Annotated in this window: 27 protein-coding genes, 1 tRNA gene and 2 pseudogenes; 17 read left to right on the forward strand and 13 right to left on the reverse strand. The window is 67.7% G+C overall.

Translation table 11 applies throughout. From position 1 onward, the window contains the following. The first annotated feature begins 32 nt into the window (after positions 1-32). On the forward strand, positions 33-1,067 hold the full coding sequence (locus B0I32_RS10080) for a glycoside hydrolase family 76 protein (RefSeq protein WP_219911709.1): 1,035 nt from the start codon (positions 33-35) through the stop codon (positions 1,065-1,067). A 1-nt stretch (position 1,068) separates the two neighbouring features. On the opposite strand, the gene B0I32_RS10085 is transcribed toward B0I32_RS10080, so the two are convergent. After that, positions 1,069-1,980, reverse strand: a complete 912-nt coding sequence (locus tag B0I32_RS10085; RefSeq protein WP_106236966.1) for an SDR family NAD(P)-dependent oxidoreductase — start codon at positions 1,978-1,980, stop codon at positions 1,069-1,071. 99 nt (positions 1,981-2,079) lie between these two features. On the opposite strand from B0I32_RS10085, the gene B0I32_RS10090 reads away from it, so the two are divergent. Then, positions 2,080-2,745: a TetR/AcrR family transcriptional regulator gene (locus B0I32_RS10090; RefSeq protein WP_106236968.1), complete on the forward strand. Its 666-nt coding sequence runs from the start codon at positions 2,080-2,082 to the stop codon at positions 2,743-2,745. 37 nt (positions 2,746-2,782) lie between these two features. Here B0I32_RS10090 and B0I32_RS10095 read toward each other — a convergent pair whose 3' ends face one another. Then, positions 2,783-3,577, reverse strand: a complete 795-nt coding sequence (locus B0I32_RS10095; RefSeq protein ID WP_106236969.1) for an ABC transporter permease — start codon at positions 3,575-3,577, stop codon at positions 2,783-2,785. Beyond that, positions 3,574-4,455, reverse strand: a complete 882-nt coding sequence (locus B0I32_RS10100; RefSeq protein WP_106236971.1) for an ABC transporter ATP-binding protein — start codon at positions 4,453-4,455, stop codon at positions 3,574-3,576. Before B0I32_RS10100 ends, B0I32_RS10095 begins: the two co-directional genes overlap by 4 nt. A gap of 134 nt (positions 4,456-4,589) precedes the next feature. On the opposite strand from B0I32_RS10100, the gene B0I32_RS10105 reads away from it, so the two are divergent. Together B0I32_RS10105 and B0I32_RS10110 are read left to right on the forward strand one after the other, a co-directional pair. Beyond that, positions 4,590-4,979: a GntR family transcriptional regulator gene (locus tag B0I32_RS10105; RefSeq protein WP_106236972.1), complete on the forward strand. Its 390-nt coding sequence runs from the start codon at positions 4,590-4,592 to the stop codon at positions 4,977-4,979. Further along, positions 4,976-6,127: a DUF1648 domain-containing protein gene (locus B0I32_RS10110; protein ID WP_106236974.1), complete on the forward strand. Its 1,152-nt coding sequence runs from the start codon at positions 4,976-4,978 to the stop codon at positions 6,125-6,127. Before B0I32_RS10105 ends, B0I32_RS10110 begins: the two co-directional genes overlap by 4 nt. Positions 6,128-6,225: 98 nt before the next feature. On the opposite strand, the gene B0I32_RS10115 is transcribed toward B0I32_RS10110, so the two are convergent. From B0I32_RS10115 to B0I32_RS10130, 4 genes are all read right to left on the reverse strand, one after another. Then, on the reverse strand, positions 6,226-7,206 hold the full coding sequence (locus tag B0I32_RS10115) for an NmrA/HSCARG family protein (protein ID WP_106236976.1): 981 nt from the start codon (positions 7,204-7,206) through the stop codon (positions 6,226-6,228). 30 nt (positions 7,207-7,236) lie between these two features. After that, on the reverse strand, positions 7,237-7,947 hold the full coding sequence (locus tag B0I32_RS10120; protein ID WP_106236977.1) for an SDR family oxidoreductase: 711 nt from the start codon (positions 7,945-7,947) through the stop codon (positions 7,237-7,239). 61 nt (positions 7,948-8,008) lie between these two features. Next, entirely contained in the window at positions 8,009-8,689 is a 681-nt protein-coding gene (locus B0I32_RS10125; protein ID WP_106236979.1) for an SDR family NAD(P)-dependent oxidoreductase, read from the reverse strand. A 116-nt stretch (positions 8,690-8,805) separates the two neighbouring features. Beyond that, positions 8,806-9,303, reverse strand: coding sequence for a MarR family winged helix-turn-helix transcriptional regulator (locus tag B0I32_RS10130; protein ID WP_106236981.1), 498 nt, complete (start codon positions 9,301-9,303; stop codon positions 8,806-8,808). A 304-nt stretch (positions 9,304-9,607) separates the two neighbouring features. Here B0I32_RS10130 and B0I32_RS10135 point away from each other — a divergent pair, with 304 nt between their 5' ends. Beyond that, a complete protein-coding gene (locus tag B0I32_RS10135) occupies positions 9,608-10,153 on the forward strand; it encodes a helix-turn-helix domain-containing protein (RefSeq protein ID WP_106236982.1) in 546 nt (181 codons plus the stop codon). Next, the gene (locus B0I32_RS10140) at positions 10,150-11,382 is read left to right on the forward strand and encodes a retropepsin-like aspartic protease (RefSeq protein ID WP_106236984.1); all 1,233 of its coding nucleotides are present in this window, start codon (positions 10,150-10,152) and stop codon (positions 11,380-11,382) included. The genes B0I32_RS10135 and B0I32_RS10140 overlap by 4 nt, the downstream gene beginning before the upstream one ends. 32 nt (positions 11,383-11,414) lie before the next feature. On the opposite strand, the gene B0I32_RS10145 is transcribed toward B0I32_RS10140, so the two are convergent. Continuing rightward, positions 11,415-12,245 carry an aldo/keto reductase gene (locus B0I32_RS10145; protein ID WP_281262583.1) on the reverse strand — a complete coding sequence of 277 codons (831 nt, stop codon included), beginning with the start codon at positions 12,243-12,245 and terminating at the stop codon, positions 11,415-11,417. A gap of 74 nt (positions 12,246-12,319) precedes the next feature. On the opposite strand from B0I32_RS10145, the gene B0I32_RS10150 reads away from it, so the two are divergent. Further along, on the forward strand, positions 12,320-13,228 hold the full coding sequence (locus B0I32_RS10150; protein WP_106236987.1) for a LysR family transcriptional regulator: 909 nt from the start codon (positions 12,320-12,322) through the stop codon (positions 13,226-13,228). A gap of 70 nt (positions 13,229-13,298) precedes the next feature. Next, positions 13,299-14,045: a nucleotidyltransferase domain-containing protein gene (locus B0I32_RS10155; RefSeq protein WP_245955718.1), complete on the forward strand. Its 747-nt coding sequence runs from the start codon at positions 13,299-13,301 to the stop codon at positions 14,043-14,045. 130 nt (positions 14,046-14,175) lie between these two features. Here the strand turns inward: B0I32_RS10155 and B0I32_RS61615 are convergent. Beyond that, positions 14,176-14,427: pseudogene (locus tag B0I32_RS61615) on the reverse strand (hypothetical protein); the annotation flags it as partial. 851 nt (positions 14,428-15,278) lie between these two features. Between B0I32_RS61615 and B0I32_RS10165 the strand changes: the two are divergent. The 3 genes from B0I32_RS10165 (at position 15,279) to B0I32_RS57570 (ending at position 16,787) form a co-directional block, all read left to right on the forward strand. Then, positions 15,279-15,923, forward strand: coding sequence for an SRPBCC domain-containing protein (locus tag B0I32_RS10165; protein WP_245955719.1), 645 nt, complete (start codon positions 15,279-15,281; stop codon positions 15,921-15,923). 144 nt (positions 15,924-16,067) lie between these two features. Beyond that, positions 16,068-16,559, forward strand: a complete 492-nt coding sequence (locus tag B0I32_RS10170) for an SRPBCC family protein (protein WP_106236992.1) — start codon at positions 16,068-16,070, stop codon at positions 16,557-16,559. 54 nt (positions 16,560-16,613) lie between these two features. Beyond that, on the forward strand, positions 16,614-16,787 hold the full coding sequence (locus B0I32_RS57570; RefSeq protein WP_181307212.1) for a hypothetical protein: 174 nt from the start codon (positions 16,614-16,616) through the stop codon (positions 16,785-16,787). 195 nt (positions 16,788-16,982) lie between these two features. Here B0I32_RS57570 and B0I32_RS10175 read toward each other — a convergent pair whose 3' ends face one another. Continuing rightward, positions 16,983-17,468 carry an N-acetylmuramoyl-L-alanine amidase gene (locus tag B0I32_RS10175; RefSeq protein ID WP_106236994.1) on the reverse strand — a complete coding sequence of 162 codons (486 nt, stop codon included), beginning with the start codon at positions 17,466-17,468 and terminating at the stop codon, positions 16,983-16,985. A 572-nt stretch (positions 17,469-18,040) separates the two neighbouring features. On the opposite strand from B0I32_RS10175, the gene B0I32_RS10180 reads away from it, so the two are divergent. From B0I32_RS10180 to B0I32_RS10200, 5 genes are all read left to right on the forward strand, one after another. Continuing rightward, positions 18,041-18,119, forward strand: a tRNA-Lys gene (locus B0I32_RS10180). A gap of 295 nt (positions 18,120-18,414) precedes the next feature. Beyond that, complete coding sequence (locus B0I32_RS10185; RefSeq protein ID WP_106236996.1) at positions 18,415-18,612, forward strand: hypothetical protein; 198 nt, start codon at positions 18,415-18,417, stop codon at positions 18,610-18,612. A gap of 176 nt (positions 18,613-18,788) precedes the next feature. Next, positions 18,789-19,370 carry a hypothetical protein gene (locus B0I32_RS10190; RefSeq protein WP_106236997.1) on the forward strand — a complete coding sequence of 194 codons (582 nt, stop codon included), beginning with the start codon at positions 18,789-18,791 and terminating at the stop codon, positions 19,368-19,370. A 320-nt stretch (positions 19,371-19,690) separates the two neighbouring features. Further along, positions 19,691-20,269 (forward strand): tyrosine-type recombinase/integrase, encoded by a 579-nt coding sequence (locus B0I32_RS61620; protein ID WP_181307214.1) that lies wholly within the window; start codon positions 19,691-19,693, stop codon positions 20,267-20,269. Positions 20,270-20,271: 2 nt separating this feature from the next. Continuing rightward, positions 20,272-20,775: a tyrosine-type recombinase/integrase gene (locus B0I32_RS10200; RefSeq protein WP_181307216.1), complete on the forward strand. Its 504-nt coding sequence runs from the start codon at positions 20,272-20,274 to the stop codon at positions 20,773-20,775. Here the strand turns inward: B0I32_RS10200 and B0I32_RS10205 are convergent. Continuing rightward, entirely contained in the window at positions 20,755-21,939 is a 1,185-nt protein-coding gene (locus B0I32_RS10205) for an ISAs1 family transposase (protein ID WP_106237002.1), read from the reverse strand. The two genes, B0I32_RS10200 and B0I32_RS10205, sit on opposite strands and share 21 nt — an antisense overlap. Before the next feature lie 148 nt (positions 21,940-22,087). On the opposite strand from B0I32_RS10205, the pseudogene B0I32_RS10210 reads away from it, so the two are divergent. Then, positions 22,088-22,456 (forward strand): annotated as a pseudogene (locus B0I32_RS10210) (transposase family protein); the annotation flags it as partial. A gap of 39 nt (positions 22,457-22,495) precedes the next feature. On the opposite strand, the gene B0I32_RS10215 reads toward B0I32_RS10210, so the two are convergent. Together B0I32_RS10215 and B0I32_RS56400 are read right to left on the reverse strand one after the other, a co-directional pair. Continuing rightward, the gene (locus B0I32_RS10215; protein WP_146178110.1) at positions 22,496-23,338 is read right to left on the reverse strand and encodes a UbiA family prenyltransferase; all 843 of its coding nucleotides are present in this window, start codon (positions 23,336-23,338) and stop codon (positions 22,496-22,498) included. A gap of 89 nt (positions 23,339-23,427) precedes the next feature. Beyond that, positions 23,428-24,237: a hypothetical protein gene (locus tag B0I32_RS56400; RefSeq protein WP_146178111.1), complete on the reverse strand. Its 810-nt coding sequence runs from the start codon at positions 24,235-24,237 to the stop codon at positions 23,428-23,430. Between the last annotated feature and the right edge of the window lie 856 nt (positions 24,238-25,093).

A 25,093-nucleotide genomic window follows, 5' to 3' on the forward strand; every position in this document is an offset into this window, starting at 1 on the left:
CCCGAGACCACCTGAGCACGGAGGACCCACCCTTGTCGCTGCCCGACCTCTGGAACGACCGCGCCGACCTGGCTCAGCGCAGCCTCGACCACTACTTCGCCGCCCCCGGTGACCAGCTCTTCGACAACTGGCACCCGCTGGAGCCCGGCGACAACGACACCTTCAACTACTGGTGGCTCGCGCACGCCATGGACGTGCGCATCGACGCCCACCGGCGGACCGGCGACCCGGCCCGGCTCGACCAGGCCGCGGCGATCCTCGCGGGCATCCGCCGCCGCAACGGCGGGGCGCTGTTCAACGACTACTTCGACGACATGCTCTGGCTCGCGCTCGCGACCCTGCGCCTGGCCGAGGCCACCGGCTCGGCCGACCTGCGCAACCACGCCGTCGTGATCTGGCAGCACGTGCTCGACAACGGCTGGAACGACCACGAGGGCGGCGGCATCGCCTGGCGCGTCCAGCAGCCGTACTACAAGAACACCCCGGCCAACGCGCCCTTCGTCATCCTGTCCGCCCGCCTGCACCGCGTCACCGGCGACCCCCGCCACCTGGAGTGGGCGACCCGGACGATGGACTGGCTGGAGGGCGCCCTGGTGCGTCCGGACGGCTTCGTCGAGGACGGCGTCAACCGCCAGGAGGACCACGCCATCGACCTGCACTGGCGCTTCACCTACAACCAGGGCCTGTACGTCGGGGCGTGCGTCGAGCTGGCCCGGGCCCTCGGCCGCGACGACTACGTGTCCCGCGCCACCCGCACGGCCCGCACCGCCATCACCGAGCTGACCTCGGACGGCGTCTTCGCCCACGAGGGCGACGGCGGCGACGAGGGCTTGTTCAAGGGCGTCTACTACCGGTACGCCCACCGCCTGCTGGAGGTCCAGGACGTGCCGGAGGTCCGCGACTTCCTGCTGGACAGCACGGAACGGCTCTGGAAGTCGTCCGTGCGCGACGGCCTGCTCCTGGCCGGGTCGAACTGGAACCACCCGCCGGGCCCGAAGGTCTCCCTGTCGGCCCAGCTCAGCGCGGTGATGGCCACCGAAGCCTGCGCCGCCCTCACCGCCGGCTGACTCATTGCGGCGCCGGCACCGGGAACGTCACCCCGGTGAGGTCCTCCGACACGGTCCACAGGCGCCGCTGGACGGCCTGGTCGTGGGAGCCGGGGCTGGAGGTGACCAGTTTCGGGTAGCCGGTGATCTCCCCGCGGTTGCCGGGGCCGTAGTACTGGCCGCCGGTGACGGCCGGGTCGGTGGCGGCGCGCAGGGTGGGCAGGGCGCCCATGTCGGCGTTCTGGGTGAGCAGCGGCGCGAGCCAGGTGAGGGGCAGGCGGAACGCGGCGGGCGTGTAGCGGGCGAGTTCGGTGTTGGACACGCCGGGATGCGCGGCCACCGCGATCGTGGTGCCGTGCGGGGCGAGCCGCCGCTGCAGTTCGTACGTGAACATCAGGTTGGCGAGCTTGGACTGGCCGTAGGCGGCGGTGCGGCTGTACGAGCGCTCCCACTGCAGGTCGTCGAAGTGGATGGCGGCCCGGATGCGGTGGCCGGTGCTGCTGACCGTCACGACGCGCGAGCCGGGCACCGGCAGCAGCCGGTCCAGCAGCAGGCCGGTGAGGGCGAAGTGGCCGAGGTGGTTGGTGCCGAACTGCAGCTCGAACCCGTCGGCGGTGGTCTGCCGCGGGGTGTACATCACGCCGGCGTTGTTGACGAGCAGGTCGATGCGCGGGTGGGCGGCGCGCAGATCGGCCGCCGCGGTCCGGATCGAGTCCAGTGAGGTCAGGTCGAGGGCCTGGACGGCCACGTCTCCTTCGATGCGGCCGGCCGCCTCCTTGCCCTTCTCGACGTTGCGGACGGCCATGACCACCGTGGCCCCGCGTTCGGCCAGCATCCGGGCGGTCTCGAAGCCCAGCCCGGTGTTGGCGCCGGTCACGATAGCCACCCGGCCGCGCTGGTCGGGGATGTGCTGCTCGGTCCACTTCTCGCTCATGAGGTCCTCCTAAGGAACCGTCGGTCTCTTATGGACGAACATAAGAGACCGACGGTCTCCTGTCAAGAGACCGGCGGTCTTTAAGCTAGGGTGAGGGTTGTGACATTTCAGCGGGCGCGCAGTGAGGAGCAGCGGGAGATCCGCCGCAAGGCGATCCTCGACACGGCGGCGGCGATGCTCGACGAGATGCCGGTGGCCGAGGTGAGCCTCAACGAGCTCAGCCGGCGGGTGGGCCTGGCCAAGTCGAACGTCCTGCGCTACTTCGAGTCACGCGAGGCCGTGCTGCTCGAACTGCTGGACGTCTTCCTGGGCGACTGGCTGGCCGAGCTGACGGATGACCTGCCGGCGGGCATCGACGCCGGGGCGGCACCGGAAGCGCGCGCGGCTCAACTGGCCGAGATCCTCAGCCGCTCCCTGGCGGACCGGAAGGTGCTCTGCGACCTCTTCGGCGCGCAGGGGGGCGTCCTTGAGCACAACGTCTCGGTCGAGGTGGTCAAACGGCACAAACGCGCCTCCCTCGCCCGGCTCGCGACCATGACCGAACTGCTCCGCCGGCACCTGCCGGAGCTGGGCGACGACACACAACTGTTCTGCCTGATGGCCCTGGTCTCGGCGGGCGCCCTGTCGGCCTACGTCCCACCGCCGCCCAGCCTCGTCGCCGCCTACGCGGAGGAACCCGCCCTCGGCGTCCTCCACCTGGACCTCCGCGACGCCCTCCGAAGCTCCTTCACCGCGGCACTTGTCGGCGTCCTGCCACGCGCCTGAACGGCATCGGCGCCGGTCCAGGGGAGCCCGCCGGGACTCACGTGATGTCCCGCCGCAGCGGGGCCGCGACGGCGATGGCAATGGCGACCAGGGCGTAGCACACCAGCACGGCGGCACCCGCCGGCGCGGACAGCAGCGGGGTCGCGGAGGTGCCGGTCTGGTCGGCGATGGCGTCCGCCAGATAGGTGAAGCCGGTCAGCGCGGCGGTGGCGCCACCCGGGAGATAGGGATAGAGCAGCTTGATCCCCGGGATGAGCATCAGCACGGTCTCGATCATGTAGAAGTAGGCGCCGACGGCGATGAGGGCGGTCACCTGGTTGCGCAGGAGAGCGCCCACGGCGAGGCCCAGCAGGGTGTAGACCGCCATGGTCAGGGCGATGCGGGCCAGCAGGGCCGTGATCGTGACGGCCGGCAGGCCGAGCGTGATGCCCTTGAGCACGGCCACGCCCCACAGAGCGCCGCCGGCCACCGCCGCGGCCGTCGCGCCGTAGGCGAGCCCGGCCCCGGTGTAGATCGCCAGCTTGGCCGCCAGCCAGGTCCAGCGCCGGGGAGCGAACAACGTCGTGGTGGTGATGGTCCTGTGCCGGTACTCCGCGGACACGGCGATGGTGCCGAGCAGGGCGGGGACGAAGACGGTGAAGCCGAGCAGGCCCAGCAGCGCGTGGATGCCCTGGGCGGTGTCCAGTCCGGGCATCGGCGGGGTGAAGTTCTCCGGCCCGGCCAGGGCGAGCAGGCCGATGAGCGCTCCGCTGGCCAGCGCGGCCAGCAGACCCCACAACCAGAGTTTGGTGCCGGTCAGGCGGGTCCATTCCGCGGCGAGGAGGGCGGTCATCGGGAACCTCCGGTGAGGTGCAGGAACGCTTGTTCGAGGGTGGGGTGTTCCGGGGTGATCTCGTGCAGCGTGACGCCGTGGGAGGCGGCCGCGGCGGCGACCTGCTCGGTGCTCAGGCCGTGGATGCGCAGCAGATCCGGTCGTGGATGTTCCACCCGGACCTCGCTCGTCACCAGCTTGGCCGCGAACAGGTCCGCCTGCGGGGAGCGGACCAGCACGGTGGCTGTGCCGTACAGGCCGGCGATGGGACCGGCGGTGACCAGCCGGCCGTCGCGGATCACCACCACGTGGTCGGCCGTGTGCTCGATCTCGCCGAGCACATGGCTGGAGACGAGGATGGTGCGGCCGTCGGCGGCCAGCTCGCGGAGGAACTCCCGCAGCCAGGCGATGCCTTCAGGGTCCAGGCCGTTGCTCGGTTCGTCCAGCAGCAGCACCTGGGGGTCGCCGAGCAGTGCGGTGGCCAGGCTGAGGCGTTGCCGCATGCCGGTGGACAGGGTGCGGGTGAGGCGGCCGGCGAAGGCTGACACCCCGGTCAGGTCCGCGACCTGATCGACCCGGGCCGTGCCGTGCCGGCCCATGCGGGCATAGACCCGCAGGTGGTCGTAGGCGGTGTGGGCGGGGTGGAAGCCCGCGCTGTCCAGCACGGCTCCGACGGCGGCCGACGGGTGGGGCAGGTCGGCGTAGCGGTGACCGCCGAACGTGGCGGTGCCGGACGTCGGCGTGACCAGGCCCAGCATCATCTGCATGGTGGTGGTCTTGCCGGCGCCGTTCGGCCCCAGGAATCCCGTCACGACGCCCGCCTCGGCCTCGAAGCTGAGGTCGGTGACGGCACTGATCGGCCCGAACGCCTTGGTCAGGCCCCGTACTTCGATGTTCATGCCATCACCGCGATCGGCCGGCGCCGAAGCGCGGAGCGGACGGCCGGCGTTTCCTGGTGGATCTCTACCTGATGCATGACGTGCCCTCCGGGCGTTAGCTGTTCTATTAGTTGTATATCAGATAGAGTGTCGGTGTGCAGCTGACCCTTGACCTCGACAGCGAGGTTCCGATCTACCAGCAGATCCGGGACCGGATCGTGGAGGCGATCGCCCGACGGCAGGCGCGCGAAGGCGACCCGCTACCGTCCACGCGGCAACTCGCCGCGGATTTCGGCATCAACTTCCATACCGTGAACAAGGCCTACGACCTGCTGCGACAGCAGGGCGTGATCCGGATCAACCGCAAGAGCGGCGCGGTCGTACGGCGTGATGCCGACACCGGCCCGCCCGAGACACCCTTCGTCGACGACTGGGAGGAACGCATGCGTGTGCTGCTGGCGGAAGCCACCGTTCACGGCATGGACCGGCAGGATGTGCTGCGCCGGTGCGAGGCGCAACTGATCGGTTTCGAGGAGGGCGCGTGATCCTGCTCCTCTGCGCCGGCACGATCATCGTCGCGCTGGTCACGTCCCTGATGCTGGCGCTGCCGGTGCTGGCCAGGCCCACCCTGCCGTTCGGCGTGCGCGTGGGCGTCCAGCGGGTCGGCGATCCCGTCATCGTCGCGGCGCGCCGGTCCTACGCCCGCCTGACCGTCCTGGTGGCGGTGATCGCCGCGGTGGTCCTGATCCTGGCGCTGCTGGTCACCGGATCCGCCGTCGCGATCAGCGTCACCGCGACGGTGGTGACGGTCGTGGACCTGCTGCTGTTCTACCGCGCTCATCGCATGGTCCGCGCCGCCAAACTCGCCGGCGGGTGGGCGGCCGAGCGTCGTCAGACCGTCACGGTCGACACCACTTTTCGCACCGACCCGGTCCGGGTGCCGTGGCCGTGGGGTCTACCCGCCCTGGCCGTGCTGCTGGTCACCGCGGGCGTCGGCTGGGCGCGCTACGGCGGACTGCCCGCCACGCTGCCGGTGTCTCTCGGACTCGGCGGCACCGCCTCCTCCGTACAGCGTACGCCGACGACGGTGCTGAGCGCCTTCCAGCCGGTGATCTACCAGATCGCCGTCACCCTGGTCGTTCTCGTCGCGGCCCTGGCCGTGCTGCGCGCCCGCCCCGACCTCGATGCCGCCAGGCCCCGAGGCTCGGCCCGCCGCTACCGCGTCTACCTGCGCGGCGTCGCGACGCTGCTGCTGCTGTCGGCGGCCTGCCTGAACCTCAGCCTGTTCTTCGCGGGTCTGCGGCTGTGGGAGATCGTCCCTCCCGCGATCGGCTGGGAGGTGGCCGTCTTCGCCCCGTTCATCGTGCTGCTGGGCGGTTGGCTGACATGGGAGATCAAGGTGGGCCAGGCCGGGCACCGGCTGCCCGCTCTGCCGGGCGAGGAACTGGAGGACTCCGGGGCCGGCCAGCGCGAGGACGACCGCCACTGGTTCCTGGCCGGCGCCGTCTACGCCAACCGCCGCGACCCGGCCCTGCTCGTGCACGCCCGTCTCGGCTCCTCCTCATGGACCCTCAACCTCGGCCACCCGATCGCCTGGCTCCTGCTCGGCGTCCTCACCGTCGCCCTGCTCGTGCTCGCGGGCCTGTCCCTGGCCGGCGTCGTCGACCTGCCCCAGAGACACAGCCTCATCTGATGATCGGCCGGTGCCAAGTGCAACGCCGGCGCGGAGACTTGGCGTACTCTCGGTCGTCGCCGGTCAGCGTCAGCCCGGCCTTGCACCTTCTTACTCGGTCAGAGGGCGGCTTGGAGTCGGGGACGGTGGGTGAGCAGCCAGTCTTCGAGGGGCTGGAGGCGGGGGTTGAGGGTGCGGATCAGGTCGAGGTCGCGGTTGCCGACGAAGGTGTCGGCCGCCTGGGTGAAGAACTGGAACATGTTGCCGAGTTCCTCGGCGTCCGGGATGTCGGCGGCGCGCAGCTGGTCGTGGGTCATCGGGCGGTAGACGACCGGCTCGCCGAGCACCTTGGCGAAGAGGGCGGCCAGTTGGTCGCCGTTGGCGTGCGTGCCGGCCAGGCCGACGGTGCGGCCGACGAAGCGGGCGCCGGCGTGGAAGATGCCGTACGCGGTGCGGCCGATGTCCTCGGCGGCCACGAGCGCCATCACGCTGTCGCCCATCGGCAGGGTCAGCGTCGCCGTGCCGTCTGGACCCCGGTGCGGGCTCAGCCCCGCGTAGATGAACATCTCGTAGAAGAACGAGGTCTCCAGGAAGGTCGTGGGTACGCCCGAGGCGGTGAAGTAGCCGTTCGCCTCGTGCTTGGCGTCGAGGTGGGGCACTTTGTAGCCGTCCCCGATGGTGGGTGGTTGGCTGCCGAGGAACGTGAAGTGCGGGCGGGTGTCCTCCAAGGTCGACCACACGACGTGCTTGAGCCCGGCCGCCTTGGCCGCGCGGGCCGCGTTGGCGGCCTGGTCCCGTTCCATCCGGGCCCGGCTGCGGGTCGCGGCCTGCTCGCCGGTGCGCTGTTCCCGGTAGTTGGTGACCACGAACGCGCCGTACGCGCCGTCGAAGGCCGCGCGCAGGCCGGCCTCGTCGTCGAGGTCGGCCCGCACCACCTCGGCGCCGCGACCGGCGAGTTCCCTCGCCGCCGGTGAGTCCGGGTTCCGGGTGAGGGCCCGTGCGGTGAAGGGGCCGTTCCAGTCGTCCAGGATGGCGCGGGCCAGGCCGCCGCCCTGGGAGCCGGTCGCGCCGACCACAGCGATGATCTTCTTCTCGGTCATGTTCCGTTCGCCCTTCTCGAAAAGGAGTTGTCAGACGAGTCCGCCCGCCGCGCGGATCGCCTGCCCGGTGATCCAGCCGCCGGACGGCGAGGCGAGGAAGCTGACGACGTCGGCGATGTCCTCGGGTTCGCCGACCCGGCCCAGCGGGGTCTGGGCGGCGATCAGGCCGGGGTCCACGTTCAGCATCTCGGTCCTGGTGGGCCCCGGCAGGACGCTGTTGACCGTGATCCCGCGCGGGCCCAGTTCGCGGGCCGCCGTCTGGACGAGGACGTCCCCGGCGGCCTTGCTCGCCGCGTACGGACCGACTCCGGGAGGCGCCGCCACCACGGCGCCGCTGGAGACGATGACGATGCGGCCGCCGTCCCGCATCCTGCGCGCGGACTCGCGGATGCCGATCAGGGTCGCGCGGGTGTTCGTCCGCCACATGAGGTCGAAGTGCTCGTCGGAGATGTCCGCCACGGCGGCGTACCGGACGGTCGCCGCGTTGCCGACGAAGACGTCGAGGCAGCCGAAGCGTTCCTCGGGCACCTGGAAGAGCCCGCGCAGTTCGCCGGGATCGGCGACGTCCGCCCGGACGGCGACGGCCCTGCGGCCCGCCGCTTCGACCCGTTTGACGACCTCGTCGGCGGCTCCGGCGTCGTCGCGGTAGTTGACGACGATGTCGAAGCCGTCGGCGGCGAGTCTGCCGGCGACGGCGCGGCCGATGCCGCGTGAGCTTCCGGTGATCAGAGCGACGGCCATGGGTTCTTCTCTCATCAGCTGTTTCCGGGCAGGCTCGCGCCCGGCGTCGGTGAGCGCGGGGTCAGTCGTCGTACAGGGGAATCAGCACCCGGTCGTCCGGGGCGGTCGCGTCGCGGACGAGGGAGGTGATCACGTCGGCCACCGCCTCCGGCGTGGCCGCGCGAGCCAGCAGGTGCGCGGGGAGCACCGCCTGGTTGGCGGCGGTGGCGATGAGCTCGGGCAGGATGACGTTGACGCGGATGCCGTGGGGACGCAGTTCGCGATCGAGAACGCGTCCCAGGTGCGCGAGCGCGGCCTTGGTGATGCCGTAGGCCGCCGCGCCGGCGGCCGCCTCCACTCCCGGGCGCGCCCCGGTGTGGACGATCACGCCCGCACCCTTCCGCCGCATGTACGGCGCCACCGCCTGGGTCAGCCACAGCGCGGCGCCGACGTTCACGTCCATCAACGCGCTGAGCGCCTGGGGCCGCACCGTCTCGAAACCGCCGAACGCGTGGGCGCCGATGGTGTTGACCAGGACGTCCGGCGCTCCGGCCGTGGCGACGACGCGCTCCAGCAGGGGAGCGGCGGCGGCCGGGTCGGTGGCGTCGGCGATCTCGCGGTGGATCGTGGCGGGCAGGTCTTTCAGGTTCGCCTCGGTACGGTCGACGGCGACCACGGTCAGGCCGGCCGTGTACAGGGAGAGTACGGTGGCCTTCCCCAGCCCGCCGCCGGCGCCGGCGACGATGGCTATGCGTGTGTTCATCAGGTCGGGACCTTCCGCTGCTCTGGGTGATTCGGCGCAGGAGTCATCGCGGCCGGCACTCGTGGCGTGCCGGCCCTGCGGGTCGTTCGTCTGTTACGCCGGGAAAGGGCGGGCCGTCACACTCCGTGGGCCCGGAACATGACGCTGCCGTTCGGATCGACGGCGGTGCGGATACGGCGGTTGATCTCCCGCATCTGCCGTACCTGCGCCGCCGTCAACGGATCGAAGATCAGCCGCCGTACCGTCTCGACATGACCGGGGGAGGTCTGGTCGACCTTCGCCCGGCCGGCCGGGGTCAGCACGGCGAGGGTGGAGCGGCCGTCGTCGGGATCGCGCTGCCGGACGAGCCAGCCGCGTCGCTCGAGTTTCGTCGCGACCTGGGACAGGCGTGACTGCGAACCGTTGGTGACGAGGGCCAGGTCACTCAGCCGCATGGTGCCTTCCGGGGCGTAGGTCAGCCCGGACAGCACCAGATATTCGTAGAGGGTCATCCCGGCGTCGGCCTGGAGCTGGGCGTCGAGGGCGCCCGGCAGGGTCAGCAGGACGGAGACGAGGGTGGTCCAGGCCGCCTGCTCGTCCTCGTCGAGCCAGCGGAGCTCGTCGGCGCCATCCATGCGTTCCCATCGCCTTCTCTGGACGTCTCGCCGCCGCTCCTGGATGAGCGGCAGGCTCAACGGAATCTAGTCTGGTTCACTTCAAGCGTCAAGTATTTTACTTCAAGGTTGATATGAATCATTGCCTCTGACGTGCTGTGACTGTGCCGATGTTCCCGTGGATGGCGAACGGACGCCGCCGAGTCCCGGTCGCAATGCGCGCTCCCGGCCGCGCCGGCCGGCCGGCGGGCGCCGCACAGGGAGCCCTCGGGCGCTATAGTTCTGCTATTCCGGAAATACGGAATAACGAGAAACAGAGGTGCCCATGGGGCCGATCGAAGAACGGATCGCGGAGCTTGAGCGCCGGGTCGCCCGCCTGGAAGAGCCGCCTTCGGACGCTCCACCACGCCCCGTCGTCGCCCAAGCGCCGCCACTCGACCTGGTCGATCTGATCCGGTCCAGGGCCGAAGGGGAGACCCGCCCGGACACGGTCATGTACGGCGGCGCGGTGACCTTCGAGGACCGCCACTACATGTGGGCGATGGAGCACGCGGCCGGCGAGGTGGCCGACGCGAACTGGGCCCGGGCCGCGACCCTGTTCGAACGCCTCGGCAGCGGGCCGCGCCTGGCCCTGCTCGCCGCCCTCCTCAAGGAGCCGCGGACCCGCAAGGAGCTTCAGGAGACCCTCGGCGAGACGTCCACCGGCCACCTGTACCACCACCTCAAGGACCTGCAGAGCGCGGGCCTGCTCATCCAGCCCCGGCGCGGCGAGTACGCCATCGCGCCCCACGCCGTGGTGCCGCTGATGACGATCGTCGCCGTCGCCATGGATCTCGGCGCCGCCGAGTCACCCCAGGAGGAAGCCGAATGAGAAGCGCCATGGGCGGCTTACTCGACGCCCCTTCACGGCCGGCCTGGCGGGCCTGGTCGAGGGGCGACGTGGAAGGTTGCGAACGTCACGCCGAGACCCTGTCCGGCCCTTCCCGGGACCACCTGCTCTTCCTCTGCCACTTCGTGCGGCAGTCGTACGAGAAGGCGTTGTCCTGCTACGACGCCCTCGCCGCGGCCGGCCGCGCGCCGAGAGCGCTGGACGAGCCGGTCGTCGAGGCCTGGCTGCACCTGGGCCGCCCCGACCGGGCGGTCGAGCACGTACAACGGCGCCACTTCACCCGCCCAAGGGCCGTCGAGCAGACGCTGCGCCTGCTCCATTCGAGACTGCAACGCCCGCTGGGGGTGCGACTCGACGGCACCTCCACGCTTCCGTTCGCCGACCACGAGCTCGCGCCCTACCTCCCGGCCGTGGCGGCGACCATCGACGGCGTAGACGTACGGGCGCATCTCGACACCGGCGCCCCCTTCGTCGTCATGGGACCACGGCGCGCCGCGGAGACAGGCGTGGTGACCACCACGAGCGGCACCGGCTCCCACGGATCGCAGCGCGCCGAGCTCCGTCACGGCACCATCGCCGAGCTGCGCCTGGGCGCCGCGTCGCTGACGAACGTGCCGGTCCAGGTGCTCTCCACCCTCGTCGGCCCCCAGGACCTGGTGATCATCGGCACCAACGTGCTGGAACAGTTCCTGTCCACCCTCGACCACCCTCGCCACCGCCTCATTCTCTCCCCGAGACGCCACCCCGGCGCCGCCGCCGACCACTCCCGCCTCCTCGCGGACACCCCCGTGGCGGCGGAGTTCGCCTTCCACCTCTGGGCGGATCACTACATGTTCGCGCGCGGCGGCTTCGGCCCGCGCGATGACCTCACCTTCTTCATCGACTCGGGCCTGGTCCAGGTGGACGACGCCGTGGATCCGCCACGTCAGGCCGGCCTGCTGGCCACGTCCCGCCGCTACCGCGCCTGGGGAGTCCCGCGCCACCTGACCGCCCGCCCGCACTTCGACGGCCCCGAGCCACTGTCACTCGGCCCGCTCACCCACCGGGCACCGTTCGTCGCCGTCACGAGATCCCGGACGGCGCCGTGGCGCTCCTTCGGCGGCGTACACGTCGACGGCCTGCTGACCCACGCCTTCCTCAAGGCATACGCCTGGACGCTGGACTTCGACCGAGCACGGTACGTCTTCCGCACGACGGCTGGTGACTTCTGATGCGCCCGCCGCCGTACGGAAAGCGTGGCCTGTCAGGCGAACGCGATCCGCTGGAACTGCTCCTCCGTCAGCTCGATGCCCGCCGCCGCCATGTTCTCCTCCAGATGAACGGGGGAACGGGTGCCAGGAATGGGCACGACGACGTCCGAGCGAGCGAGCAACCAGGCGAGCGCCACCTGCGCCGGAGTCCCGCCCACCTCTTTCGCGACCTCAGGCAGGACCCCATCAGCAGCGGCATGCGCACCGCCACCCATCGGATACCAGGGAATGAACGCGATCCGTACGGAAGCGCAATAGTCGAGCACGTCCTCATACCGCCGATCACCGACGTTGTACAAATTCTGCACACTCGCGATCGGCACCATTCGACGAGCTTCCTCGATCTGACCGACACCGACCTGCGACAATCCGATATGGCGAATCTTTCCCTCCTCTCGAAGCTGTTTCAGCGCACCGATCTGATCGGCGAACGGCACCTGCGGATCGACCCGATGCAGCTGAAACAACTCGATACACTCCACCCGCAGTCGGCGCAGGCTGAGCTCGGCCTGCTGGATGAGATATTCCGGCCGTCCCAGCGGCTGCCACCGTTCGCGGCCTGGGCGGCTCTGCCCCGCCTTGGTGGCGATGACCAGCCCTTGCGGGTAGGGATGCAGCGCTTGAGCCAGCAATTCCTCGTTGGCGCCGAGCGCATAAGCGTCGGCGGTGTCGATGAGGGTGACGCCGAGCTCGACGGCTCGCCGTACGACCGCCATCGCGGGCGCCGGATCCCGTGGCGCCTCCCATTCCGTCAGCCGCATCGCCCCGAAACCGATGCGATGAACGGGCAGGTCGCCACCGATCAGAAAATTGTCGCTGTTCACGCCTGCCACCATGCCCGCCCCATTTCCGAAGCACAAGGCAGACTTTCTTAGCGCCATTTCGTAGCATTGCTTAGATGTTGAACTTGGAGCGGCTACGCGTCCTGCACTCGATCGCCGTCTATGGCTCGGTCACCGCGGCCGCGGACGTTCTGCACGTGAGCACCTCGGCCATCTCCCAGCAGATGGACAAGCTGGAGCGGGAAGTAGGGCAACAACTGCTGGAACGGAGCGGCCGAGGCATCCGGCTCACCGGCGCCGCCGAACGCCTGGCCGCCCACGCGGAGCAGATGTTGTCCCTGGCCGAGCGGGCGGAGGCGGATCTCGAGGCCTACCGCGGTACGGTCTCCGGCCGCCTGACCCTCGGCACGTTCGCGACCGCCGCGCGCGGCCTCGTGGCACCTGCGATGCGGGACCTCCGCCGCAAGCATCCGCAGTTACGGGTCGCGTTGGAGGAGGTCGAGCCGCACCTCGCCCTGCCCCGGGTGACCCGCGGCGACCTGGACCTCGCGATCGTGCAGGACTGGTTCAACGAACCGGCCGTCATCCCCGACACGCTGACGAGATCGGCACTCCTCGACGACGTGGCGGACGTCGCCGTTCCAGAAGACCATCCCCTAGCCTCCCCAGGCGTCGTCGACCTCAAGGACCTCGACGGTGAACCGTGGATCACCTGGAGCGACGGCTGGATCTGCACCGAATGGCTGCGGGACACACTGCGCGTCCACGGCATCGAACCGGACATCTCGTGCGTGGCCGCCGAGCACCAGACCCAACTGGCCCTCGTCTCCGCCGGCCTCGGCATCGCCATCATCCCGCGTCTCGGCCGTGACCCGGTGCCGGCGGGCATCCGGTTCATCGAGATCCGCCCACGCCTGGTCCGCCACATCTACGCGGTCTGGCGTACGGACGCCTCCCGCCGCCCCTCCATCCGCGCCGTCGTCCAGGGCCTGCTCAACCCAACGGTGCCCTTGTTCGGCCAGTGACCCACAGGCTGGTGCGACCCGATCGGCCATGCGGGAGAATCTCCTGATCGACACGGGAAAGGGAGAAATAGTGCATCTGCCCGGGTGGCTGGCGGAGATCCCCGCCGAGCAGCCGTACCCCGTGATGTTCGCGACGGTGAGCGGGGCGCACCTGTACGGGTTCCCCTCGGTGGACTCGGACGTGGACCTGCGCGGGGTGCACGTCCTGCCGGTCGAAGAGGTCGCCGGGCTGCGACACGGGCCCGAGACGCTGTCGCGCATGTGGACGCGCGACGGCACGGAAGTGGACCTCGTCACGCACGACATCGCCAAGTTCTGCCGCCTGCTGCTCGGCCGCAACGGCTACGTCCTGGAGCAACTGCTGTCGCCGCTGGTGGTGACGTCCACACCGACACACGAGGAACTGGCCGCGCTCGCGCCCGGCTGCCTGACACGCCATCACGCCCACCACTACCTCGGATTCGCCCGTACACAGTGGCGGTTGTTCGGGAAGACGGGCGAGCTGAAGCCCCTGCTCTACACCTTCCGGGTACTGGCCACGGGCACGCACCTCATGCGCACAGGCGAACTCGAAGCCGACCTGACGCGCTTGTACCCGTACGGCCCCGCGTACCTGCCCGACCTCGTCACCGCCAAGCAGACCGCCGAGCACGGCGCCCTCCCGCATGACCTCGTGTCGGGCGAGGACATCGAGGCGGACGTGAAACGCATGACCCAGACCCTGGAGGACGCCCGGGACTCCTCGACCCTGCCCGAACGAGCCACCACCGAGGCGGCACTGCACGACCTGGTGCTACGCGCCCGGTCACGCAACTGAGGCGGTGGCGCGACGCCCCGATCGGGCGCTTCACGCCGACCGTGATCCGGGTGGTGCTCTGACCGAGTTGCCGGAGATGCGGAGGCCAGGCGCTCATCCGCCTGAAGCCCATGCCCGCCTGACCGCGCTCGTTGTTCCCCCACGTCCACACCCTCCCGTTGTCCCGCGGCCCCACACCGTTGTCCAGCCCGGCGCCGATCTCCCGCAGCCCGGGGATCCGGAACAGCTTCAGCGGCGTGGCGCTGATCGGGTCCTCGCCGAACAACTGGTTGACGTTGTGACCCCGGACCAACAGCCGGCTGTCACTACGCAGGGCCATCGTGGCAAGCCTGGGGGCAGCGAGATCGATGACGACGTTCCCGAGAACCGCCGTCATGCCCATGTGGAGGCGGCCAAGAGCGGCACCGTAATGCCCGGAAGCAACAAGCAACGCCGTTTCTCCTCAAAAACCACCGTCCCCGAAGCTGGATCCGGAGCGCCTGGGCCCCCTGAACAACCTCGCGTTCGTCCGGCGTTCCTGGGGAAGCTGCAGTGTGGGCGCCCCGTACTTCTCCACGGGGTAATCACAGCCCTCGTCCTACCAGATTCCGGCAGAAGTCCGTTCGAGCCGACCAAACTAGCCCTGGCAGAGCAAGGCCAGGCCCGCCACGGCCTGCCGACCATGAGGCGTGGCTGCTCACGGAACATCCCGCCTGCGCGGCGCCGGCATCTGCCCGGCGGCTGCGGGTGCCGGCTGCCCGGCGTTCCACACCGGCATGGATGGGGGCCGGATATCGAGGGATGCCAGCACTGCCTTATATAAGTGAAAGCTGATATTGTCCATGTTCGTGCACGCGCTCGACATCCCTGGCGAGTCGGTGCGGCGGCGCGTTCTGGAGCTGCTCGCCGACGGTGAGCGGACCTCTGGTCCGATGGCGGACGTGATCCGGGCCGAGTCCGGGCTCTCCCAGCCGGGTGTCTCACAGCATCTGCGCGTGTTGCGTGACAGCGGGTTCGCGTCGGCGCGGACTGAGGGCGTTCGCCGGTTCTCCGTCGTCGAGCCCGCGCCGCTGAGCGAGGTTGACGCGTGTTTGGACAGGTTTCGCCGGTTCTGGGAACACGCCTCGACGCCCTGGAAGCCGAGCCGGCCCGGGCGGGCTTGCGACTCGGAGTCCGGCCGGTGGGGGAGCCTACGCACCGGCCCACCCGGGTGCCGATGCGGACAAGACCGATCGATCATGAAGGGAACACGACATGAAAGACATATTGGACGAATTGGCCACCGCGCGCCGAGCGATGGGCAAGGGCAGCCTGCCCGCAGGCGACGCGTACACCATCGAGGTGCGGCGTCGATACGAAGCGCAGATCGACGACGTCTGGGACGCCCTGACCAGCCCCGATCGGCTGCAGCGCTGGCTCCAACCGGTCACCGGGGACCTGCGGCCAGGCGGGAGGTTCGAGCTGGACGGTGGCGAGCACGGCGAGATCCTCCGGTGCGAGCCCCCGCGGCTGCTCAAGGTGTCCTGGCTCTACGGGCCGGACGCCGACGCGTGGCCCGGTACGAGCGAGGTGGAAGTGCGCCTGGCCCCATGCCCGACCGGCGGCACCGAATTCGAACTGATCCACGCCGCGGTTGTCGAGGAGCCCCTCTTCCCGACCTACGGCCCCGGCGCCGGCGGCGTCGGCTGGGACCTGCGTCTCCTCGCCTTGGCCCAGCTGCTGGCCGGTGGCGAGATCGCCGACCACGAGGCGGTCGAGAAGTCGCCCGAAGGGCGCGAGTTCATCAGGCGCAGCGCCGCGGCCTGGGGCGAGGCTCACCTGGCCGCCGGTGGCGAACCGGAGCACGTCGCGGCCGCGGTCGAGGCCACCACCAAGTTCTACGCACCCGACCCGACCTGACATCCCCGTCGGGAGCCGACCAGCATTTCTGGGGCCCGCACCGCCGATGAATGGTCAATCGCGAGACGGATGTCAGACCTCTCCGTCGAGCAGCAGGTCGAGCGGCACGACAACACGTTGTCCCACACCTAGAAGGAATCCGCGATGAAGTACACCAATTCGATCGAGATCGCGCTGCCGCGCGAGCGGGTGGCCCAGCTGCTCGCCGATCCGGCACACCTACCGAAGTGGCTGCGGGGCTTGGTGCTGCACGAGCCGGTGCATGGGAGCTACGGCCAGCTCGGTGCCAAGTCGCGGGTCGTGATGCGGTCAGGGCAGCGGAAGATCGAGTGCATCGAAACGATCACACGCCGGGATCCGGCAGACCTGCACGGGATCCCGCAAGAGAGCGTCGTTCACTTCTACCGTGAGATCGTCGGCGCGGGCATGTGGAGCCTCGTACGCGATCGGCTGATCGAAGCCGATCCGGAGACGACGCTCTGGGAAAGCGAGAGCGAATACCGGTTCAGCGGCCTGCTGATGCGGCTGGTGGGGCTACTCATGTCCGGCTCCTTCCGCAAGCAGTCGCAACAGCACCTGCAGGATTTCAAGGCGTTCGCCGAGCAGGGGAAGGATGTCCGCGAAAGGAGCAACTGATCAGCCGCAAACAGCAACGAGACCGCCGAAGCCGTTCTGACGTCATGGCTCGCGATGCGCGTACGGCGCACCAGGAAGCGGATCTTCGACCGGCTCGTGGACGAGCACGACGTCACCGGGGGTCGTCTCGTACGGGTGGGGCGGAGCGTGACCTTCCCCTGGAACGACGCCGACGGCGTCGCAGCCGTCCAGGTCGCCGGATACCTCGCTCGGTCGGCCCGCCGTTGAGGCTCTGCGGGGCAGGACGCTGATGAACCTCTACCCGGGTACGCTCGCGCAGGCACGCGCGGCGGCCCAATGAGCGGACATCCATGAGGTGGACTACCTCGATGACGCGATCACGGCGCCGCCGCTCGTCGGGCACCCGGCTCTGTCCTGCTCTACAGCGGCCACGAGGCCGTCTTCGAACGCCTCCCGCCGGCGTCACACCTGGTCGTGGGCGACCTGCATACCGGATTCCACCCAGGCCAGCAGCGTCGTGCCGGGACAGTCGGTGTCGCCGACCTGGCTGTGGCCGCGCTGGCTGAGCGTATGGCCGGCCTTGGCGCAGGCCTCGTCGTACAGGAAGCGGATCGACTCCTTGGCCGCCTCGGTCGGCGCGTTCATGCCGATGTACGCGCAGCCGAGCCCGGTGACGTTGTGGTCGGTGGCATGAGCCCCGCGTACGAGCCAGCCGCGGCCCTCGTACACGGTGCCGTCGTCGCGAACCAGGAAGTTGTAGCCGATGTCGTTCCATCCCCGTTCATCCATGTGCCCGTCCTGGATGGATCTCGGCGAGCGCGTGGTGGGGGTTTCGGTGTGGTGAACGATGAACTCGGTGCGCGCGGACAGCGCGACGTACTCCACCTCGTCCGGATCTCTCGGCGGGCGGGCGTTCCAGCCGGCGCGGTCGACGATGACGATCCCCATGATGTTCCTCCCGTACCCGTACTGCTGTTTCCGCAGGTTAGACCGCGGATGGGCGTTGAGGGCAGGCGACGCGACGGGGATTGCCGGATTTCGGTCCGGCCGGTGCGCGGGCAGATGCCGGGCTGCTCCGCCCGGCGGGCATCAGCCGGGTGGTCCAGCACTCCACCCGCCGCCAGCACTCCACCGTAGGGGGACACGGTTCTGCTCAACGAACTGCCACGACTCGCCGCCAAGCTCAGCACGGTCGGCGAGGACCTGCAGCGCAAACTGTTCGACGCCTTCAACCTCGTACTCCGCTACTGCGTGGACACCCACGAGGTGCTCATCCGCATCACCGTCAAGAAGGACAACATGCCCGCAATCAAAGCCCTGACCAGCAAAATCGCCGACCCTCCCGCGGGAGGATCGGCGACCGATGATGTTTCCCTTGTTCTGCGTGCCCCCTGCGGGGGACCAAGCAAACGGGCACCGTAACGAACTGCGGGAAGGGAAAGCGGCCGTGGTTGTGACAGACGACGTCCAGTTGAGGTCCGGGACCTGAGGCTCGGTGGCAGTATCAAAAGAAGAGGGCGGCGCAGGAGCTCGAAGATGGCTCTGTCGTACATCTGACTCTTAATCAGCGGGTCCGGGGTTCGAGTCCCTGGCGGCGCACCGCGATAGAAACCCCAGTTCAGTTCGCTGAGCTGGGGTTTCTCGGTTTATAGGGGACTTCCGTCCGCCTCTGGATGGACCGGGGCGCGCCATCGGTTGCTCGCTGGTTGCTCTTCGGCACGGTTCCGGCACGCGACAGGGTGTTCGGGCACCCGGCATGGACCCGATGGTCAACACCGGCCCATGCGGACATCCAGGCAAGGGCAGCCTGCAAGGCTTCGGCTGCGTGGTGGGGCGAGTTTTCTTTGCTCCTAACTCAAGACGTGATCAAGTCGGTTGTAACGCGCGCTAGCTTATGCAGCTGACTGTCTGGAATCTGCTGGGCACCTCAGACCGGCAGGCCCGCTGCCTCGGTGAGTGCCCTGACGAGGGGATCGTCGCGTTCACGTTCCGGCGGCTACTGTACTGGGACGCCAGCAAGATCGGCGAAGACGACGAAGATCGCTGGACGCACCTGCAGTGCAGCAAAGCATGCGTCACCATCACCATTTGATCCACAGACGCCGAGCCCCCGCATCCGTCGGTATCCAATTTCTCCCGCCAGCCCGGCTGACTCATGGACATCCAGCGCAGATTGCCCTGACAGTTCAATGTCAACAGCCCCTCACTCTTGCGGGGAAGGGCTTCTTGGTATCCGATCATGGAACGTTCTCGACAGGATTGATCGAAATGAATGGATACACCCCCCAGCCCTCCGCACCGGAGCCACGCGGATCGTGGTTCTCGCGGCTGAGCAGCTTCCAGCAGATAATGCTGTCGTTCAGCGTCGTCTTCGTCGTGCTCGGCCTGGCCGCAGTGGTCGTCTTCGCAGTAGCCATCCCTGAGCGCCCGCAGGCGAGACTGCTGACCGATCAAGAGATCGAGGAGCTTCGCAAGGAGCTGCCGCCCACATTCACCCGTCAAGAGGACGGTGGGCAGTTCGACAGCCCGCAGCAGCTCGTGGAGACGCTGGCTACCTTCGACATCGAGTGTGGGAACGCTTATTACTACATATCGACGACGAAGGATCAGGTGGTCAAGTGCTGGACCGGTCAGGGCACGGTTCTCTTCATCGTGGCCAGGCCAGGGGACACCGAGTTCAGGTATCGCTTGTCCTCCGACCAAGCCGTCCAGGCGTTGAACTCCCTGTATCTCTTTGGTCGCAACTGGGCACTCAGCACGGCATGTGATGCTGACTACGGCAACCGCGTACGCCGAGCCATCGGCGGTGAGTTCCTGCGTGCGCAGTACATGAAGCCCACCGACTGCTGAAGGACAAACAGGTCCACGGCGTTGCCGCCCGCGGTCTCACCCTGATCGGGCGCCACGGGCCGCGGGTCGACTGGCGTAGACACCCAACGATCTACAACGGACGGATGGCATCCCAAGTTCGATGCGTGGCGTACAAGCGATGTGGCTGCGTCGACGAGACGACAGGCAGGCAGTCCGGCACGCGGTGCCTGCTACTGGCGTCACTCGAGCACAGGCGCTGGTAATTCGCGGTGCAGGCGACGGACCTATCAGGGCGCCGGGAGCGGACCCGCCGGGGCGGGTACACCACCCGAGAGGAGGCGCTGGTCCAAGGGGCAGCGGTGCTGGCGACGCTGAAGGACGGCCCGATCGGGGCGGAGGCCACCGTAGGACAGTGGCTGCGGCACTGGCTGGCCACCCATCAGCGACTCCGCCCGACCACACGCAAGGCGTATGAGGATCACCTCCGCCTGTACCTGCTGCCGCACCTCGGTCATGTCCGGCTCACCGACCTGAGCGGCTGGCACGTGCGCCGGATGTTAACCATCCTCGCCGCGCGCAAGAACCACTACGGCGATCCCATCCGCACCTCCACGTTGGAACGCATCCGCGCCACCCTGCGAACGGCTCTCAGCACCGCCCCTCCGGGACGGCCTGATCCCCGGCAACCCGGCCAAGGCGATCTCGCTGACCCATGCCGAGCCTCGCCGGCCGTATGCCGTGGTGTGGACCGAGGCTCGGGTCGCTCTGTGGCGCAATGCCGGCGAACGTCCCGCCGTGGCCGTGTGGCGAGCCGATCACCTGGCCACCTTCCTGGACTTCGTCCGCCAGGATCGGCTGTTCGCACTGTGGTGGCTGCGGCGTGGGGAGGCCGCGGGGCTGCGCTGGGTGGACATCGACCTCGACCGCGCAGAGTTTGACCGTGGCCCAGCAGCGTGTGCAGACCAGCGGTGGGATCATCGACGGACCGCCGAAGAGCGCCGCCAGCAGGAGGACCATTGCCCAGGACGCCGAGAGCGTCCGCCTGCTTCGCGCGCTACGCCGCGAGCAACTGCAGGCCGGGCCGCTGCCCAAGTACGCGTTCCTGTCCGCCAGAGGCGCTCCGCTCCGGCCTGACTACCTGACGGCCCGGTTCCACGATCTCGTCGTGGCCAGCGGCCTGCCGCCGATCCGGTTGCACGATCTGCGGCATGGCGCGGCCAGTCTGGCCTTGGCAGCGCACACCGACCTGCAGGTGGTCCAGGGCATGCTGGGCCACTCCAGCATCATGCTCACGGCCGACACCTACACCTCAGTCCTGCCCACGGTGTGCCTTGAGGCGACCGACGCGAGCGCGAAACTGGTGCTCGCGGCCGCACGCAAGACCTCCCGACGGCTGCGCTGGCGATGCAGGGCCGAAGCGTTCTCATGTTGTAAGACCGAGTAGCTGCAGTCCGTCCGCGGGATGGCTGCGGTAGTGGTCGGTGGCGGCGGCGATGTTGGTCCAGCCGATCAGGCGGGCCAAGCCGATGGCCAGGTTGCGGAGGCCGGCCATGATCCGTGGCGCGGTGCCGGTGCGGATGCGGGAGGCGTCTTCGCGGTAGGTGACGTCGCGGATGTGGTGCAGGGCCTCGATGCTCCAGTGTCCGCGGATCAGGGTGGCGAGCCGGGCGTGGGTGATGCGTCCCGGTGGGAGGCTGGTGACGGCGTAGATCGTCACGATGGTGGTCTTGCCGGTGCGGTGGTCGGTGCGGCGGCGTTTGATCTGGATGGCCTGGGCGGCGTGCGGGAAGGGCAGCCCGGGACGGACGGTGCAGATCTTCATGCGGCGGATCTCGCGGCGGCCGTGTCCGGTCTCATTGGTGCGGTCGTTGAGGACCGCCTCGCGCCAGGGCAGGGCCTTGAGCCGGCGCTGCAGGGTGGGCTGGTTGCCCTTGACGATGAACAGGTAGTGGCCGCCGGCGGCGATGATGTGGCGAGCATGGTCCTGCTGGGTGTGCAGGGCATCGGCGGTGATCACCATGTGGGTGAGGTCCAGTCCGGACAGCAGGGGTGTGAATGCGGGGATCTCGTTGCTCTTGGCCTCGATCTGCCGCTGGGCCACGACGGTCTGGGTGTCGTGGCGGGTGGCGGCCAGCAGGTGCATCGCGGTGTCATCGGGGGTGCGACTGCCGCGCAGGCTCTTGCCGTCCACGGCCAAGCCGGTGAGTGAGCTCTGGTGTGAGGGCGGGGCGCAGGCGGCGAGTGAAGCCAGGTAGCCGCAGGTCGCGGTGTCGAAGGCGTCGCCGTCCAGGCGGGCGAGCAGGCGTCCCAGGGTGCTGGCGGCCAGCCGGGGCGTGCCGGGCAGGCCGGCCCGGGCGCGCAGGCCGGGGTCGTATCCGGCGATGACCCGGGTGATCTTTGCCAGGGAGGTTGCTCCGCCGAGGACGGCGAGCAGGGATAACGCCAGCAGCGGGCCGAGCCGGTAGCGGCGTCCGCGGCGGTCGCGCGGGTCGGGCACCGCATCCAGTACCTCGGCCAGAGCGGGCAGATCGAGTAGGTCGGTGGGTGGGTCGGCGGCGGTGACGTGCTCGAGGTGGCGGGTGAGCACGTTGATCGGGGATGATGGCACGCGAACGCGGCCCCTGTTCTTGATCGACTGGCGTAGACACCCAACGATCTTCAGGGGTCGCGTTTGCCATCTGCGCCCCGGGGTGCCGTCAACCAGCCGGCCTCAGCGAGCCCGCACGTGTTCCACCAGCCGAGAACGCTTCGGCCCTGCCTCACCGGAGGGGACGATTCTGTGGACCTCCGGTGCGCTGCCGGGCAAAGCCCATGACCTGAGGGCCGCCCGCATCTGGGGAATCCTGCGAGCACTGGAGCAGGCCGGGATCATCACCCTGGCCGACAAGGCATATCAGGGAGACGAGGGCCCGGTCCGCACCCCGTACAAGGGCAAGAAGAAGCCCGAGTCCCAGAAGCAGGCCAACCGCGCCCACGCCCGCCTTCGCGGCCCCGGCGAACGCGCAAACGCCCAGCTGAAAAGCTGGAGAATCCTCCGCAAGCTACGCTGCAGCCCCAGCAAGGCCGGCCACCTCTGCAAGGCCATCGCCGTCCTTCAGAACCACCGAGTTGCGCAGGCAGCATGAGGATGAAAAGCGTTCACTGAAGCAGCTCGCTTGCCCTTGTCACCAATAATATGGATGCACCAGCAAGCTGAACGCATAAATTGCAGGAAGCCATGGCATTTTCATCAGCAGAACGGCCTGGGATATTTCCAGCAGTGTGGGCCTGTGGCGCCGATAGACGATCGACACAGAAAGCAGGCTTGGAGCAGCGACCCCGGCTAGTATCAGCCCAAGATACAAAAAAGGATCGCTGGCGAATCCGAAAATGACGAGTGCTATTATGACAGATACAGTTATACCGGTCACATACAGGTACTTCACCGTTGAGATGGGACAAACAACTGCCAAGGTTTGCGACCCCGTCCATTCGTCCGCATCGCGATCCCTCATAGATTTCAGGATCTCGTAAGAGAGCAAAAACATGGTAATCAGCGAGAAAGAGATCACCGCCCTTGGGCTGACATAGCCCGCGACAAGGGATCCAAAAAGAATTGGAGCGGCACACAAGCTGGCACAGATCAAGTTGCCGAGAAGCATCACACCTTTGAACACGATGCTGTACAGGATCGAGATGACCGACAATAGTAGTGCGACAGCCAGTGAAAGCATGCTCACAGACAGGCTGAGGAGAACTACACCACCCGCCACAAGAAGGAAGGCTACGAAAGTAGCCTGGATTCTGGTAACCCCCTCACGGGATATTGGGCGGTTTCGGTTACCCCTTCGGTCGGCATCGACATCCATGATGTCGTTGAATGTGTTGGCGAAACCTAGCAGCGCGCCTGTTCCTAACGCAGGCATGGTCAGCGAGCTCACCGGGATATGCACCCCTGAGAGATGGCCACCCAAGATCACTTCCAAGGCAACGCCTACGACAGTGATCGGCCTGACTAGACGGATCATCTGATAGACGATTCCTAACAGGCCAGCCAAGCGCCAATAGATCAGGACAAGCCTGAGCCGGATGCACACCTAGAGCCCAAGCCGCTCGCTTATGGTTCTATATATCCAAAGGCTCCATCTGGGAAATCTCGCCACTGTACCCCTCCTAACGACCCTCCCGCTGCCACAGTGGCAGTCTTAGCGCGATCAGCCACGAACCGCTTGGCTTCCTCCAGAGTAACTTCACCATCTCGTTCGCTTATCTCTATGATCGGATCGAGGCGGGACCGTTTTCCATAAACCGTATATCTCCAGATACCTGCGCCATCAATGTATATCTCGACACGTGTCGGCCGGATGTGACTTGTAACCATACGCGGGTTTGGAGGCTTCCCGACATGATTGAAGACGGCGGCCATCCCGAAGGAAATGCTCAGGATGAAGAAAAGGAGACCCGGAGGCGGAGGAGGGACAGTGGACACCCCGAACATCGTTTCCCAGACAAGCACCATGGCCACCATCAAAGCACCGAACAAGGTGAACAGAATTGAATTCGTGCGGAACCTGCCCAACTGCTGAGCGGCGAGCACCATGGAGAGGAGGACCGAACTGAAGGGTGAGTAAAGTAAGCCTCCCGAACTCTCCACCAACACGGCGATGGCGAAAAAATTCAGCAGCGCTCCAGGATAATACAAGTATTTACGAATTCGTGAAAGCATTGGGGGTTCTGTGCGAGACATGGCTTCCGGGTGGGTATTCAGGCCTTCCGCATAGTTCTTCAGTGCACCCCAGAGGCCCGACGCAGCCAACAGCAGCAGGATCGATGTAATCCACAGGCACAGAAATAATGTGATGCTTTCCGAGCTCGGGTTGAACCGCCACCGCCAGAGGCCAACGGAGATGACAACCAGTGCGAGCATAATGATGTTAGCCCATACCAGAATCCCCGATATGCTTCGCTGTCTCATCGTCGACATATGGTCATGTCGACGCTCGAATTTGATTATCCAATCGATTGCCACAACTATTGAGCCTTAGACATCGGTGAACTTTATCTTTGTATCGTTCTACCGTTCGAGCACGTTACATTGCGCAGGTGTGGTGTGCGCCGATGAACCGCCCAGGACCGAAGCGTTCATTGCGGACAAACCGGCCCGCGGGTTGAAGCGGAAGATCAGAGCGCTGATCCCCAGGAAGTCGCAGGTCCCGTCCCGGTGGAGCGGGGCTCCATGAGGGCGCTGGCGTTCCGTAATGCGGTGTCTGTGCGCATTCCCCGAGTCATCCGCGTGTCATGCCAGAGAGTGTGCAGGCCGTCACGAGTCGTTGCGCGTAGGCGGTGCTGGCCGCGACCGGCCGAAGAGCCGCAGTGTGGCCAGCAGTCGCCCCAAGGTGCTGCGGACCGCCTTGAAGCATGTGGAGAAGAGTCGCATCCGGTTGTCCATCAGTTGCGCCAGCAAAGATGATCATTAACTGTTTGGCCGTCTGAAGAAGCACTGGGTGACATGGCGTCGCCTCGGCGTTCAGGCTTGGATGGAAGCTCGATCTTGGTCCACAGCTGGTCCACAACTGGTGAGTTTCGACGAGAACGGGCGGGACTCCGTGACTGGAGGCCCGCCCGTTCGTACGATGTTCGCCCTGGTCAGCGGCCGGAACCGCTGCTCAAGATCAAGTGCCCCCTGTAGTGTGCTGGTTCAGGACATAGGAAACCCATGTCGCAAGACATAGGAAACTTCAACAGAGTGTGTCTCGGGACATAGGCAACCATCGCGGTCATGA

The organism is Nonomuraea fuscirosea, assembly GCF_003001935.1.
Classification (GTDB): Bacteria; Actinomycetota; Actinomycetes; order Streptosporangiales; family Streptosporangiaceae; genus Nonomuraea; species Nonomuraea fuscirosea.

Bases quoted from the DNA above. Each gene is read 5' to 3' on its own strand.
- B0I32_RS10085 (WP_106236966.1), bottom strand. From the start codon at position 1,980: ATGAGCGAGAAGTGGACCGAGCAGCACATCCCCGACCAGCGCGGCCGG.
- B0I32_RS10095 (WP_106236969.1), bottom strand. From the start codon at position 3,577: ATGACCGCCCTCCTCGCCGCGGAATGGACCCGCCTGACCGGCACCAAA.
- B0I32_RS10100 (WP_106236971.1), bottom strand. From the start codon at position 4,455: ATGAACATCGAAGTACGGGGCCTGACCAAGGCGTTCGGGCCGATCAGT.
- B0I32_RS10115 (WP_106236976.1), bottom strand. From the start codon at position 7,206: ATGACCGAGAAGAAGATCATCGCTGTGGTCGGCGCGACCGGCTCCCAG.
- B0I32_RS10120 (WP_106236977.1), bottom strand. From the start codon at position 7,947: ATGGCCGTCGCTCTGATCACCGGAAGCTCACGCGGCATCGGCCGCGCC.
- B0I32_RS10125 (WP_106236979.1), bottom strand. From the start codon at position 8,689: ATGAACACACGCATAGCCATCGTCGCCGGCGCCGGCGGCGGGCTGGGG.
- B0I32_RS10130 (WP_106236981.1), bottom strand. From the start codon at position 9,303: ATGGATGGCGCCGACGAGCTCCGCTGGCTCGACGAGGACGAGCAGGCG.
- B0I32_RS10135 (WP_106236982.1), top strand. From the start codon at position 9,608: ATGGGGCCGATCGAAGAACGGATCGCGGAGCTTGAGCGCCGGGTCGCC.
- B0I32_RS10140 (WP_106236984.1), top strand. From the start codon at position 10,150: ATGAGAAGCGCCATGGGCGGCTTACTCGACGCCCCTTCACGGCCGGCC.
- B0I32_RS10150 (WP_106236987.1), top strand. From the start codon at position 12,320: ATGTTGAACTTGGAGCGGCTACGCGTCCTGCACTCGATCGCCGTCTAT.
- B0I32_RS10165 (WP_245955719.1), top strand. From the start codon at position 15,279: ATGAAAGACATATTGGACGAATTGGCCACCGCGCGCCGAGCGATGGGC.
- B0I32_RS10170 (WP_106236992.1), top strand. From the start codon at position 16,068: ATGAAGTACACCAATTCGATCGAGATCGCGCTGCCGCGCGAGCGGGTG.
- B0I32_RS57570 (WP_181307212.1), top strand. From the start codon at position 16,614: ATGCGCGTACGGCGCACCAGGAAGCGGATCTTCGACCGGCTCGTGGAC.
- B0I32_RS10175 (WP_106236994.1), bottom strand. From the start codon at position 17,468: ATGGGGATCGTCATCGTCGACCGCGCCGGCTGGAACGCCCGCCCGCCG.
- B0I32_RS10185 (WP_106236996.1), top strand. From the start codon at position 18,415: ATGCAGCTGACTGTCTGGAATCTGCTGGGCACCTCAGACCGGCAGGCC.
- B0I32_RS10190 (WP_106236997.1), top strand. From the start codon at position 18,789: ATGAATGGATACACCCCCCAGCCCTCCGCACCGGAGCCACGCGGATCG.
- B0I32_RS10215 (WP_146178110.1), bottom strand. From the start codon at position 23,338: ATGATCCGTCTAGTCAGGCCGATCACTGTCGTAGGCGTTGCCTTGGAA.
- B0I32_RS56400 (WP_146178111.1), bottom strand. From the start codon at position 24,237: ATGCTCGCACTGGTTGTCATCTCCGTTGGCCTCTGGCGGTGGCGGTTC.